Below are 14,829 nucleotides of genomic sequence, written 5' to 3' on the forward strand. Positions count from 1 at the left end.
TTTTTTACATGTGGATTGGAAATGAGGTCGGCTATTATACATAGCCGCCTATATATTGAACAAAATACCGACAGAACTGCCGGTTAAAGAGAGAGGAAATAGCAATTAATCGACGGCAGAATACAAACTGACACAATTTCGACCGTTTTCTTTTGATGAGTAGAGCGCTTTATCAGCACATGCAATCCATTCCTGGCTCGTCTGAATGCCGATTTCCAGTGAAGCTAACCCGAGACTAATCGTATATTTCAGTTCTTCACCGTCGCAGGTTACAACAGATGATTCCACCGCCTTACGTAACCGCTCAGCCAGCTGAGCAGCGTCCTGTAATGAAGTATCGCCCAAAATAATCGCAAACTCTTCGCCACCATAGCGGCCAGATATATCGATTTCCCGGGCATTGTGCCGAACCAGTCGGGCTAAATGACGAATCACGTCATCGCCAACGGGATGCCCATAGTTATCATTAATACTTTTAAAATGATCTATATCCAGCATTAACAGACAGGAACGATGCTTAACCCGCTGCCAACGCTTGTATTCGCGTTCAAGACATTCTTCCCAGTGCGCCCGATTATACAGCTTAGTCAGACCATCAGTCTGACTAAGCACTGCCAGTTCCTGATTTGCTTTCTGTAAGCCCTGTTTATGCACAGCAGTATCAGTCACATCGTAGACAATCATGCAGATGTGCGTCACTTCCCCATCCGCCGTAAACAAGGGAATAAAGGTCACGTTCTGATACATAAACTCAGCACCACCGGTGACCGGACGGTAATTATCAAAACGAAACAGATATGGACGCTGCTCCCATATCATGAAAGCTTTATTTTGTAGTAAGAAAACCGAATCCACTTTTTTCCGAAACCAGTCGTCCGGAATATCTTCAAATAGCCCGGTAATAACCTGATGCTTAACCTCAGTGGAAGATTTACCACTGTGATTCTCCATAAAGTCATTCCAAAACTGCACTTTAAGTTCCTGATCAATGACCACCAGCCCCACATCAATATTGCGGAGTATTTCCATCAGGGAATAAAGTTTGTCGATCTGATGTTGTTCCAGAGCCATAATCAATCCAGCAAATGCAAAACTTTTTCACTCAGTTTTTGCATTGATTTTTCAGTAAATAACAGCAACAAGTCACACTTAATTGCATGACCTTCTATTCCATAGCTGATCTCAATCGCTAACGTCTTCTGCAAAGTCTTAATATTGTCATCCATCAGGTCTGATATATGACAATGCTGCCCAAGAACTACCGGGTGCCCCTGACTGAACTTAAAATCCAGTTGTTCGGAAATACCGCCCAAACACGCACCAATTAAAACATTGGCAACATCCATCAACAGTTCCAACTCTGCCTGCTCATCAACGCCTTCGCTGTAATTCATCAATGCGGCAAGATCAAGAAAACTGGAATCATTCAGAATCAGTAACGCTTCACCAGAGATACCGCCACCGATAAACCCCTGACAAACCCCTGAAATACTTTCATCCGCTTCAATGGCACTCAGCGCCATGCTTACTTCGCTAACAGCTATGTAATTCACATTAGGAACAGGCAGCATTACAAATACATTCAACAGCCGTGCTAATAAATCACCTGCACGGCCCATCGCGATGTTAGCGATTTCCTGATAACAATCACGCAAACGCGGCGACAGCTCTCCGGATACACTCAGTTTCTTAACATCCTGACTGGTATCTTCCGCTGCCACTTCAACAACAGGTTCAGGTTTGAAATCCCCATCATTAAACACACCGTACTGAAGCAGCACATGATTGAGCGTATTCTGATCAACAGGTTTTTTAATGAAGTCTAACGCACCTAACAGCTTTACCCGCTGATACGCTGAGGGTTGAATGTCACCGGAAATGACAATGACCATAGTCGGTAGGTCTTCACGCTGAATTGCTTCCAGAACCTGATAACCATCCATCACAGGCATATTCAGATCAAGCAGCAACACATCACCTTTTCCGGCACGGATTGCTTCCAACGCTTCGCCACCATGGGTTGCAAAACTTATATCAACAGCAAGATTATCAGGTAATGACCTGGCAATTTGCTTGCGCGCCAGCGCGGAGTCATCACAAATCAGTAAAGGCGTAGCCATACAGCACTAATTCCATTCTATACAACAGATTATCAAGGGTACGCCGGCACATAAATGCTTTAAAAACAGTCATTTTTAGTGCAAAAGGGAAAGCGACACAATGATCAAAAAATGTACATTTCGCTCGAGTGTATCAGCTCTCCCCAAGCCAGGTAAGAGCAGATTCAAACAGAAGTAACCAAATTGCCCAGAAACAAAAAAAGGGCTTTACGCCCTTTTTCTTTTCTGCTCAGCGGAATTTACCACTCGATTTTCTCGACACCTTCAAACGTCAACTCACTGCCATCAGCCATAGTAACGACACCTGAGGTATCCGGATTCAGCTCTAGTGCCTTGGCCGCCAAGTCATATTCCACTTCCTGGCCATCAACCGTAATAGTCCATGGATTGCTTGGATCACTGGCACCGTCCTGAGATAACTGAACAATATCAGTCCAGCCACCACCATTGCCTCCGGAAAAGGTATCGTTTCCATCAAAAGGATTATAAATGTATGTATCAGAACCATCGCCACCGGTAACAGTGTCACTCCCTGTTCCACCGGACAACAAATCATCACCCGATCCACCATCTATATTATCGTTACCTTCACCGCCTAATAACTGATCGTTACCAGCACCGCCATCCAGCAAATCATTGCCACTGCCACCACTGACATAATCTTTATCATCACCGCCATAAAGATGATCATTTCCTGTCCCCCCCAGGAGGGTGTCTTCCCCATCACCGCCATATAGATGATCGTTTTTATCCCCACCGTCCAGCAGATCATTTCCGCCCTCGCCATAAAGATGATCATTTTTATCACCACCGGAAATGTAATCAGCGTTATCCGTACCAGTAATATCGTCATTCTTTGAACTACCGGAAATAGCATTTAGTCCACTGGTATCAGTAATTTCACTGCCATAATTGGAATAATCTATTCCTGAGCTGGCAGAGCTTTCCTGCGCTGCTGAATTACTATCCCAGGCATTCCCCTGGGACTCAGCCTCATAAAGGCTGGTTACATCGGATTCAGATAAGCTGCCGTCAAATACTTTGACCTCATCCATCTGCCCTGTCATGTCATAATAGCCGCTGCTATCAATACCTGAACGGCCAAAATGGATCGTGCCGTTAGCGGAATCAATATTGGCATTTGAATTATTAGGCGATCCCTGAATCTGGGTTAAATTCTGCTTAGCGCCATCGATGTAAAGCTCATTTTGGGATACATCGCCATTAGTAAACACAGCTACCACATGATGCATCTGCCCATCATCAAAAGCACTTGCGTCAGCACCAAACAAATCCGAGCTCCAGGTATTAAATCCAATACTTCCACCCTTTGTATAAAGCCCATACTGGTGCGAGCCGGCAATAGCTTCCCAATTGCCATCCGGATTAATCTGAACCCAGAGCGAAACAGTAGTCTGACCTCCATTACTGGAATTCAGGTTCAGATTGTCCATTGCAAAGCTGGCATCGTTGATGGCTGCTGCAGCCCCTACCTGACCATCAGCAACAGCACTAACTGTACCGTTAACACCACTCGGCAGACCATTATCAAAATCCATCTCACCAAGCAGTTTTTCTGCTGAGACAGCAGTTGTCGCAGACGAACCTGTATTCGATCCTGTAACCGTAATCTGTATTTGCTGAGTATGCGTAGCTCCGTGCTCATCTGTTGCAGTCACGGGGATTGACAAGGTTTGTGTTTCATCAGTCTCTAAGGAACTATACGCATCATTACCTGGATCAAAACTGTAGCTACCATCAGCAGCTAAACTAAAACCATCTGGCGCAACAGCTCCTTCCTGCATGCTATAAGTGACACTGCTGCCATCATCTATATCAGTAACGACAAGTTGACCATTGACCGTAGCATCTGCCTGAACAGTTTCAGTTTGCGTCAACTGAATATTATCCAGGTACATACCCCGTCCATAATTCTGCGCCTCACCTGTAGCTACGAACTCAATAGTCATTGGCTGGCCAGTGCCAGTAAATGTTATTTGCCCGTCTTCCCAGGAAAGATCAGACTGACCACTGGCATTGTCGGAGAATGTATTTATTACTTCGCCGTTAATTTTAACCTGCATTTCGTTAACATTAGCACCGTAGCCAGCCCGACCTGCAAAATCAAAATCCAGGGTATAACTAGCACCATCTACCGTATCTACTGAACGGGAGATATGCGTAGCATCATCATAGTTATCGAGCTTATCGTCATTCAGCTCAATGAATTTACCATCACCGGTGCTGCCTGACCCTGAGGTCCAGACTTCTATTGCATCCGAATCAGTTCCCCAACCATCAGCGTTCTGTACAAAGCTATCGGCATCATTGCCGCTCTGTACATCATTAAACGTAGTGTTGAATAGAACTGTCGTATTCGACACTCCTGCCTGAGGTACATCCACAGAAATGGGCTGGACAACCGACATCACCGGCGCATCATTGGTCCCAGACAATACTATCTGCAACTGCTGCGTATCAGTTTCACCATTATCATCAGTAACAGTAACAGGAATTGTCAGTGTCTGACTGTCGCCAACAGCAAGATGCTGATAAGAGTCATCAGCAGGATCAAAGGTATAGGAACCATCACTGTTAAGGTTGAAGCCAGCGGGTGCATTCCCTACCAGAGAATAACTCAGAGATGCTGAATCATCGGCATCTGTTGCACTGAATGAGCCACTTAGCTGCGGTGCATCCTCAGCTACATTTCTGCTTATGTCAGCTCCCGCCACCGGCGCATCGTTGGTACCGTTAACGGTAATCTGAATCTGCTGCGTATCAGTCGCGCCGTTTTCATCGGTCACCGTCACAGGAATGGTCAGGGTCTGAACATCACCTGCATCCAGGCTATCGTAGGCCGCATCCTGTGGATTAAAGCTGTACGAACCATCACTGTTAAGCGTGAAGCCCGCTGGTACTGAAGCACCGCTGGTCACGCTGAAACTTAAGGTCGCTGAATCATCCGAATCCGTCGCCGACAACTGACCCGAGATCGCTGAATCACCTTCGCTCACCGTGGCAGAGACATCCGCCCCTGCAACCGGCGCATCGTTGGTGCCGTTGACGGTAATCTGAATCTGCTGGGTATCAGTCGCACCGTTTTCATCGGTGACTGTGACAGGAACTGTCAGCGTCTGAACATCACCCACATCCAGGCCATCGTACGCTGCATCCTGTGGATTAAAACTGTACGAGCCGTCGTTATTAAGGGTGAAGCCCGCTGGTGTGCTCGCACCGCTGGTCACGCTGAAGCTTAATGACGCAGAGTCATCCGCATCGGTCGCGAATAACTGACCAGAAATAGCTGAATCACCTTCGCTCACCGTGGCAGAGACATCCGCACCGGCCACCGGCGCATCATTAGTACCGTTAACGGTAATCTGGATTTGCTGGGTATCGGTCGCGCCGTTTTCATCGGTGACTGTTACCGGAATCGTCAGCGTCTGCACATCGCCTGCATCCAGGCCATCGTAGGCTGCGTCCTGTGGATTAAAGCTGTACGAGCCATCGCTGTTAAGGGTGAAGCCAGCTGGCACTGAAGCACCGCTGGTCACGCTGAAGCTTAATGAGGCCGAGTCATCCGCATCCGTCGCGGACAGCTGGCCGGAGATTGCACTGTCGCCTTCGCTCACGGTGGCAGACACATCCGCACCGGCCACCGGCGCATCGTTCGTGCCGTTGACGGTAATCTGGATCTGCTGGGTATCGGTGGCACCGTTTTCATCGGTCACCGTCACAGGAATGGTCAGCGTTTGCACATCGCCCACATCCAGGCCATCGTAGGCTGCGTCCTGTGGATTAAAGCTGTACGAGCCATCGCTGTTAAGGGTGAAGCCAGCTGGCACTGAAGCACCGCTGGTCACGCTGAAGCTTAATGAGGCCGAGTCATCCGCATCCGTCGCGGACAGCTGGCCGGAGATTGCACTGTCGCCTTCGCTCACGGTGGCAGACACATCCGCACCGGCCACCGGCGCATCGTTCGTGCCGTTGACAGTAATCTGGATTTGTTGCGTATCGGTGATACCGTTTTCGTCAGTCACTGTGACTGGAATGGTCAGGGTCTGAACATCGCCGGCATCCAGGCCATCGTAGGCTGCGTCCTGTGGATTAAAACTGTACGAACCATCGCTGTTAAGGGTGAAGCCCGCTGGCGTATTCGCCCCGCTGGTCACGCTGAAGCTTAAGCTCGCTGAATCATCCGCATCGGTCGCCGCTAGCTGACCGGAGATCGCTGAATCGCCTTCGCTCACCGTGGCAGACACATCCGCACCGGCCACCGGCGCATCGTTAGTGCCATTAACGGTAATCTGAATTTGCTGGGTATCGGTCGCGCCGCTCTCATCGGTCACCGTCACGGGAATCGTCAGGGTCTGCACATCACCTGCATCCAGGCCATCGTAGGCTGCATCCTGTGGATTAAAGCTGTAGCCGCCATCCGTATTCAAGGTGAAGCCCGCGGGTGTCGAGGCACCGCTGGTCACGCTGAAGCTTAATGACGCAGAGTCATCCACATCCGTCGCAGACAGCTGACCAGAAATAGCACTGCCACCTTCGCTCACCGTCGCAGACACATCCGCCCCTGCGACCGGCGCATCGTTGGTACCGTTCACCGTAATCTGAATCTGCTGGGTGTCCGTCCCGCCGTTTTCGTCAGTTACCGTCACAGGAATCGTCAACGTCTGAACATCGCCTGCATCTAAACCATCGTAAGCCGCATCCTGTGGATTAAAGCTGTACGAACCATCCGCATTCAGGGTGAAGCCCGCTGGCACGGACGCACCGCTGGTCACGCTGAAGCTTAAGCTCGCCGAGTCATCGACATCGGTCGCCGCCAGCTGACCCGAGATCGCACTGTCGCCTTCGCTCACCGTCGCAGACACATCCGCCCCAGCCACCGGCGCATCGTTGGTACCGTTCACCGTAATCTGAATCTGCTGGGTGTCCGTCCCGCCGTTTTCATCGGTCACCGTCACAGGAATCGTCAGCGTTTGTACATCGCCGGCATCTAAACCGTCGTAGGCAGTATCTAATGGATTAAAGCTATACGAGCCATCTGCATTCAGGGTGAAGCCCGCTGGCACTGAAGCACCGCTGGTCACGCTGAAGCTTAGGCTAGCTGAATCATCTACATCAGTTGCAGTCAACTGACCGGACACAACTGAGTCACCTTCTAATACAGTAGTACTGACGTTCGCGCCTGCCGCAGGTGCATCATTAGTACCACTAACTGTAATCTGAATTTGCTGAACATCGGTAGCCCCCTGCTCATCAGTCACGGTGATAGGAATTGTCAAAACCTGACTATCCCCAACACCTAAGTGTTGATAAGCACCAGCAGTAGGTTCAAAACGGTAGTTACCATCAGCATCCAGCGTAAAACCAGCTGGAGTATTCGCGCCTGGCGTGACACCAAATGTAAGGTTGCTGTCATCATCTACATCCGTGGCCACCAGCTGACCGGCAATCGCAGCTTCACCTTCCTGAACATTCGCAGTTATATCTGCTCCCGCAACCGGAGCATCATTCGTACCATTAACGGTTATGCGAATTTGCTGGATGTCTGTCGCACCATGCTCATCTGTCACTGTAACAGGTACAGTGACGACCTGACTGTCACCTGCACCTAAGCGCTGATAAGCACCATCAGCAGGGTCAAAACTATAATTGCCCTGTTCATCGAGCGTAAAACCAGCTGGCAGTGTTGCACCGTCAGTAACAGAAAAGGTTAGTACTGCGCCATCATCAGCATCAGTAGCCGTTAGCTGACCATTAATAGCCGTCGCGCCTTCATCCAGACTGCTGACAATATCCGCACCGGCAACCGGAGTATCGTTGGCACCGGAAATAGTAATTTTAATGAACGCTGTATCTTCTAAGCCACCGGAATCCGTTACACGAACAGGAATCGTCAACTGCTGAGAATCACCTGCACCCAAATGATCATATGCACCACTGGTAGCATCAAAACTATAATCACCGTTCGATTGTAATGTGAATCCCACTGGTAACTGATCAGGATCAACAGCCGTAAAAGTGAGTTGCTCACCGGCATCCTGATCCTGCGCTACCATGCTGGCATTAATCACACCCTGATCTTCTACAACAGTAACATCCGCTGCTTCAAGCACCGGCGCTTCATTTACATCAGTCAGGTTGACAGTAATGGTTTTGGTAAAGGTATTACCGCTAGAATCAATCGCGGTAATTTCAATTGGATATTCTGAGCGTGTTTCAAAGTCCAGCGTAACACCTTGCTTAACGACCAGCGTATTGCCACTGACTTCAAAGGTATTCGCCCCTTCTCCGGTAAGGCTAAAGCTCAGTTGATTCTCACCCTGATCATCGGTACCTAAAATAGTTGCTACAAAGTCACCGGCAACGGCACCTTCGGCCACATCTGAGTCTGATAAGTTGATATCACTGGGTGCATTATCAATAAAGGCCTGTTCACTCTGAAGTGCACTTGCGAGATTGTCGAAGTTAATATCGACCGGAATTTGAGCAGTAAAATCACTGTCGTTACTGGTGACTCGAATATCTAACCCAAACTGCTGACCACGAACGGGGGTAAAATCTTCCAGCGTAGCTAAACTGTCCCCCTGTAAAACAAACTGACTGGAATCAAGCGTAAAGCTAAAGTTACCGCCAGAAACAGGCAACTCGAGAACAGCTAGCTGCGTACCGGCAGGAATCACACCACCTTCAGGCAGCTCAGAGAAAGCATTGATGTCTGTAAAGCTAAATCCGGTTGAGGAAAATACCGGTGAATAGTCCTGATTTGCAGTATCAGCCTGATCGTCTTCCTGATCATCAATACGCCCCTGCAGATTCTGTTTGAACAGCTCTTCATTGTGCTGCTGTTCATCACCCAGATACTCTTCTTCCAGATCTCTTACCCGGCGATTGTTACCCAGCCCCTGGTTAAACAGGTCCTCGGTCGCTTTATCCCTCGCGTTTACAACACTGTCGCCTTTGCTTTCCTCAGCCATGGTTTACTGCCTCTGGTCTTAAACTTTTATAAAACTCAAAATATGCCCGAACAATACGCTGTAGAGACAATCACTTACAGCAAAAACTTCTGTAATCACTTGTGTCTCATCAGGATTAGTAGCAATATAAGTCGGCGTTATAAGAATGGAATTTAATGGGCTACACCCAAGATCCAAATAACCTATTTTCGGAATAAATGAACACAACTCATGAGTATAAAGAAGTCACATGTGTTTTCCGTAAAACGGCTAAGAACTCCGGGGACCTGGAGTCAACCCAGTGTTCTGATGTCTTCCCTGGCAATCAACATTCTCGCGCTCGCACTGCCTACCGTAATCCTCCAAGTATATGATCGTATAATACCCAATCAGGCCATCGGTACTTTTATATTCCTCATTCTGGGTATGCTTGGTGTCGTAGTAATCGACACTGCACTGCGTATTTTCCGCTCATCGATACTCAGTTGGCATGGCGCAAAATTCGATCACAGAGAAAGCCTGAAAGCGATGAACCGAATTCTCGATGCCGATAATCAGGCATTTGAGGACAACACCGCCGGCTATTACCTGGATAAGATTCAGGCATTGGAACAGATTCAGGAATTCTATTCCGGTCAGTCAGTGCTACTGATCATGGACTTACCTTTTGTCATTCTTTTCCTGGGACTGATTTGGGTCATTGCAGGCCCACTTGTAGCTATACCTATTACTTTGCTAATCGTATTCCTGCTGGTTGCTTTTATAACCGGCAGAAAGCTGCGCAAAGCGTTAGAAACTCGCTACACAATGGAAGATCGCCGTCAGAACTTTATTATTGAATCCCTGAAAGGCATTCATACGATTAAATCTATGGCGATGGAAGCACTGATGCTACGCCGCTATGAAAAACTGCAGCATCAGTCAGCGGAAAGCGTTTACGAATTAAGCCGGGTTAACAGCATTGTTCAGGGCATAGGTGCAACCTTCTCCCAACTGGCAGTCGTCATCTTTGTTGGCGTTGGCAGCCTCTTTGTAATAGAAGGTAATTTAACTGTCGGTGCGCTGGCAGCAGGCACTATGCTTTCCAGCCGGGTGCTTCAACCGGGCCTGAAAGCTATGGGATTCTGGACACAGTTCCAATCTCTACAGCTGGCACTGGAAAAAGTTAATCAACTCTATGCACTGCCAACCGAATCCAGCGGCGAACTAAAAAAAGACGATGGCCTCAGTGGAAAAATTGAACTACGAGAGATCAACTTTAGATATCCACATCAGGAAAACGACCTGCTACACAACCTTTCCCTGACAATTGAACCTGGCCAGGCAATTGGCATTACCGGTAATAATGGTACAGGTAAAAGTACCCTTATCAGCTTACTGTCCGGCTTCACCCAACCAAGTGAAGGCCAGATCCTTCTCGACAATCATCCGATGCTGAATTACAACACCGAATTCTTGCGCGGACAGATAGGCATCATGCCGCAAAAGGGCGTACTGTTTGAAGGCACCATTCTGGAAAACATGACTCTCTACCGGGAAGGTGAAGCATTAGAACAGGCATTAGAACTATCTAAAGTTCTGGGCCTTGAAGAGATTGTCGCCCGACTGCCTGACGGCCTGGACACTCAAATTGGCGGCGCAGCAGTCGATACCTTATCTGAGGGCGTACGCCAAAAAATCATCATGGTTCGCTCGCTGGTTGGCCATCCCAAGATTATTTTATTTGATGATGCAAACGCCAACTTCGACATAAAGAACGACAACCGACTATTGAAGGTTATCGGGCAATTAAAAGGCAAACGCACTATGGTCATTGTGTCGCACCGCCCTTCTTTCCTGAGACTTTGCGATAAGCAATATGAACTTCAGGAAGGTCAGCTCGTACCTTATATTGATCCTTATCAGGCACACATGACTACCCAGCAAAAACTGCAGACATCCTAGGTTATGAATCAGATGACTACGCCCCCTGTTTTTGAGCGCCCACCTATCGTATCGGAACGACTGGCAGAAGCACTCCGTAATGACAGCAATGATGAGTTTCATGACACATCCCCCTATGCTGCCTGCCTGCTTCCCTTGCTGCGAGAACTTGGCTGGAATAATTACGCCAGAGAATTGGTTGAAGCACTGCCACACTTCTCCGAACAAATAGACCTGATCGACCTGCGCAACATACTGGTCACGCTGGGCTATGACAGCTCACCATTAAAAACCGATATACATTCTTTACAGAACGAGCTTTATCCGGCCCTGTTCATATCCAACGGCGGAAAAGTACTACTGTTGCAAGGCAAGCGTGACGGCCTGATTTATTATTACGATGCGCAGACCAACCAATACGAGTCCACTCCTCAACTGCGCTTAAAAGGCACTGCTTACTTATTCACAGACAGCAACGCCAGCTATGGCAATAACCCGACTGACGTTCCGGGTGAAGACTGGTTCGGCAACCTGCTGCAGCGCTTCCAAAAGATGATCATTCATCTACTGGGTATGACCTTTATTATTAACCTAGCAGCCCTGCTCGTGCCTATATTCATAATGGTTATCTATGACAAGGTAATTGGTGCTAAATCAGCGGAGTCTCTGCCATTCTTAATTTCCGGGGTCACAATACTACTGATTACAGACCTCGGGCTTCGTTTTCTAAGAGCCAAACTGCTCGGGATAACCGCCGGCAGAATGGATTATCTTATAGGCAACGAAACATTTAAGCGTATGCTCTACTTACCGCCGCTCTATACAGAGCGCTCAACTGTTGCTGCTCAACTATCCCGCCTAAAACAGTTCGATTCGGTACGTGACTTCTTTACCGGGCCCAGTGCCGCTGTCGCATTAGAGCTGCCTTTTGTAGCCATGTTTTTGATTGTAATAGGGATTCTGGGAGGACCATTAGCACTAATACCTCTCGGCATGGTCATCGCATTTATCATTCTCGGCCTGATCTGGATACCGGTAATTAACACCCGCATCCTACGCGCAGGTAAAGCCCGCACTGATAAGCAACGCATTATTATGCAAACCGTTGCAGGCCGAAAAGAAATCAAAGCAATTGGTGGCGAAACAGTTTGGTGGGAGCGCTTCAGAGAAAACTCAGGTGAAGCAGTACTGGCTAACTATCAAACCTTCCTGTCGAACAACCTGATGAACAACCTAGCTCAGGGACTAATGACATTCTCAGGTGTCGCTGTACTGGCCATAGGTACCATGCAGGTTATTAACGGCGACATAACTATCGGCGCCCTGATTGCGATCATGGCCTTAGTCTGGCGAGTACTTTCACCATTGCAAAGTGCGTTTTTATCCTTCTCAAAATTCCAGCAAGCACTTAAAGCGATTAAGCAAATTAACCAACTGATGCGCCTACGCAATGAACGCAAAGGCGGAAAGTCAGGTCTTGTCCTGTCCAAACTGAAGGGCAACATTCGTATCGACAGAGTCAGCTTCCGCTATGGCCCAGACAGAGACCCGGCACTGCTTGGCGCTTCTTTTGAAGTAAAAGCAGGTGAGATGATCGCCATTACCGGTAACACTGGCTCAGGTAAATCCACGCTGATTAAAATGATTGCCGGTATGTACGCACCTCAGGCAGGCACGATTAGCATGGACAGCATGGACTTACGCCAGCTAAATGCGATGGACCTGCGTCGCGCCGTCGCCTATGTTCCCCAGCAAACACATATGTTTCACGGCTCTATTGCGCAAAACATTCGCCTAAATAATAGTCTCGCAACCGACGCCGACATTCACTCTGCTGCTCAGGAAGCGGGGGTACTTGATGAGATTCTCGCCTTACCTCAGGGCTTTGACACCCGGCTTGGCGACACTGTCATTGATCATATGCCACCTGGCTTTTTACGCTCTCTTTCTATGTGTCGCGCCTTTGTCAGCCCGGCCAAAATATTGTTACTAGACGAACCAGGCGCCTCACTAGACCTGGAGTCAGATAACCGCTTCATCGAGCAACTTAAACGCCTCAAAGGCAACCGCTCTATCGTAATGGTCAGTCATCGCCCAAGCCATATACGCCTGGCCGACAAAGCAGTATTAATGGAGCAAGGCACAGTGATACACATTGGACCGCCACAAGAAGTAATCGCCCTGACGCTGGAGAAGTCAGCATGAGTAAAAACAACAACGTGTTTTCCTCACACGGCGGCGCCAGCCTGCCGCGCGCCCGCGCCCGTTTTCTTGCCCAGGCAATCCAGCTGGAAGAACACGAACCAGCAGGCATTATTAACGCAGCTATTTATTTCACAGCTTTTATTCTGATAGCTGCAATCGTATGGGCAACCTTAACAAAAGTAGATGAAGTTACTTCCACCCGCGGTGAAATCGTACCCGCCGGACTCATTCATGATGTTCAGCATCTTGAAGGCGGCATTGTCAGTGAAATTCTTGTGCGAAACGGAGACCAGGTACAATCTGGGGATTTATTACTCCGCTTTGCACCTCCTGCGAGTCAGTCTGAGCTTCAGCAACTGGAAATTCGCCGTGCTGCTTTTATTCTCGAGAGTGAGCGCCTGCAAGCCATTCTGGATGATCGCATCCCATCATTTGGCGATACTGGCAACAACTATCCAGCCCTCGCTGACAAACAAATGACCATTTACTCCGCACAACTGGCAAGCCAGAACAGCGAACTCAGCGTCATTGACTCCCAGATTCGCCAACGAAATGAAGAAATCAAACAGCAGCGCAACCGTGCCCAGTCAATCAAAAAGAAAGTAAGCTTGCTCAAAGAACAGGTAGCTATACGCGCCAAGCTGGTGAAAAGCAACGTCGTATCTAAGGCGGAGCTGCTTACCAGTCAGACCAGCCTTGCAGACGCTCAAAGCGAAAGCCTCAGCATTGTCGATGGTATTCGGGTAGCTGAATCAGCGCTAACTGAAGCAGAACAAAGACGTATTGAGCTCAGCGCACGCTTTAAGAAAGATATTGAACTGGAAGCCGGCAGCGTTGGCGAAGAACTGGCTGAAATTGATCAGTCACTAATCCGTGTGCGCGACCGGGTTAAACGTCTGGATATATACGCCCCACTGACAGGTATTGTTCAGGACCTTTCTATTACCCGAATCAATGCTGTAGTTGATCCTGGCCAGGTAATCATGCAGCTGGTACCAACAGACGACGAAGTCGTTGTTGAAGCACGCGTACTGCCTAATGAAATTGGCCACATCAGTGTCGGACAACGTGCTGAAATCAAAGTAGACAGTTACGACTCCGCACGTTTTGGAACAGTTGACGGGGTTATCGAAAGGCTTTCCGCGACAACCTATCTGGATGATAAGAAAGACCCTTACTTCAGAGCTGAAATAAGTCTGACAACCAACTGGGTTGGTGACAATACCAAGCTTACACTGTCCCCGGGTATGACAGTCACCGCAGACATCAAAACCGGCAGTAAATCCATTATGGATTATCTGCTCAAGCCCATATCCCGCGGTCTGGACACAGCCTTTAGGGAACGCTAAGAACTCATATAAACCGCATGTATTAACATGCGGTTTTTTTTGCCCTAAAAACCTCTTCTTTATCTCCAACAACTAACACTTAACAGCCTGACGGCAATCACAAGCTACACCACCCACTCTGCATGACGAACAGAGCGGCACCAAGCCCGCCAGAACCCTAATAAACCAGCTGCTTATAGTAATATTCTGTTATAGGGCTACAGCCTTCTGCCAACCATGCAATTAGTGACAGCATATAGCGACAAATGCCTAGCAACAGAC

At 48.4% G+C, this 14,829-nt stretch carries 6 protein-coding genes; 3 read left to right on the top strand and 3 right to left on the bottom strand.

All coding sequences use genetic code 11. The features are described from left to right. Positions 1-105 precede the first annotated feature (105 nt). From OCU49_RS20755 to OCU49_RS20765, 3 genes are all read right to left on the bottom strand, one after another. Positions 106-1,071 (bottom strand): sensor domain-containing diguanylate cyclase, encoded by a 966-nt coding sequence (locus OCU49_RS20755; RefSeq protein WP_261842454.1) that lies wholly within the window; start codon positions 1,069-1,071, stop codon positions 106-108. 2 nt (positions 1,072-1,073) lie between these two features. Then, positions 1,074-2,120 (bottom strand): response regulator, encoded by a 1,047-nt coding sequence (locus OCU49_RS20760; RefSeq protein WP_261842455.1) that lies wholly within the window; start codon positions 2,118-2,120, stop codon positions 1,074-1,076. A 239-nt stretch (positions 2,121-2,359) separates the two neighbouring features. Beyond that, on the bottom strand, positions 2,360-9,112 hold the full coding sequence (locus tag OCU49_RS20765) for a VCBS domain-containing protein (protein WP_261842456.1): 6,753 nt from the start codon (positions 9,110-9,112) through the stop codon (positions 2,360-2,362). A 288-nt stretch (positions 9,113-9,400) separates the two neighbouring features. Here OCU49_RS20765 and OCU49_RS20770 point away from each other — a divergent pair, with 288 nt between their 5' ends. From OCU49_RS20770 to OCU49_RS20780, 3 genes are read left to right on the top strand one after another with little or no spacing between them, the layout of a single operon-like run. Then, positions 9,401-11,035, top strand: a complete 1,635-nt coding sequence (locus OCU49_RS20770) for a peptidase domain-containing ABC transporter (RefSeq protein WP_261842457.1) — start codon at positions 9,401-9,403, stop codon at positions 11,033-11,035. Positions 11,036-11,047: 12 nt separating this feature from the next. Then, positions 11,048-13,219, top strand: a complete 2,172-nt coding sequence (locus OCU49_RS20775; protein WP_261842458.1) for a peptidase domain-containing ABC transporter — start codon at positions 11,048-11,050, stop codon at positions 13,217-13,219. After that, positions 13,216-14,568, top strand: coding sequence for an HlyD family type I secretion periplasmic adaptor subunit (locus OCU49_RS20780; protein WP_261842459.1), 1,353 nt, complete (start codon positions 13,216-13,218; stop codon positions 14,566-14,568). Before OCU49_RS20775 ends, OCU49_RS20780 begins: the two co-directional genes overlap by 4 nt. Positions 14,569-14,829 lie beyond the last annotated feature (261 nt).

The organism is Aliamphritea ceti (genome assembly GCF_024347215.1).
GTDB classification, from domain to species: Bacteria; Pseudomonadota; Gammaproteobacteria; order Pseudomonadales; family Balneatricaceae; genus Amphritea; species Amphritea ceti.

Excerpts from the sequence above, each read along its gene's own strand:
- OCU49_RS20780 (WP_261842459.1), top strand. The coding sequence starts at position 13,216 with ATGAGTAAAAACAACAACGTGTTTTCCTCACACGGCGGCGCCAGCCTG.
- OCU49_RS20755 (WP_261842454.1), bottom strand. The coding sequence starts at position 1,071 with ATGGCTCTGGAACAACATCAGATCGACAAACTTTATTCCCTGATGGAA.
- OCU49_RS20765 (WP_261842456.1), bottom strand. The coding sequence starts at position 9,112 with ATGGCTGAGGAAAGCAAAGGCGACAGTGTTGTAAACGCGAGGGATAAA.
- OCU49_RS20770 (WP_261842457.1), top strand. The coding sequence starts at position 9,401 with ATGTCTTCCCTGGCAATCAACATTCTCGCGCTCGCACTGCCTACCGTA.
- OCU49_RS20760 (WP_261842455.1), bottom strand. The coding sequence starts at position 2,120 with ATGGCTACGCCTTTACTGATTTGTGATGACTCCGCGCTGGCGCGCAAG.
- OCU49_RS20775 (WP_261842458.1), top strand. The coding sequence starts at position 11,048 with ATGACTACGCCCCCTGTTTTTGAGCGCCCACCTATCGTATCGGAACGA.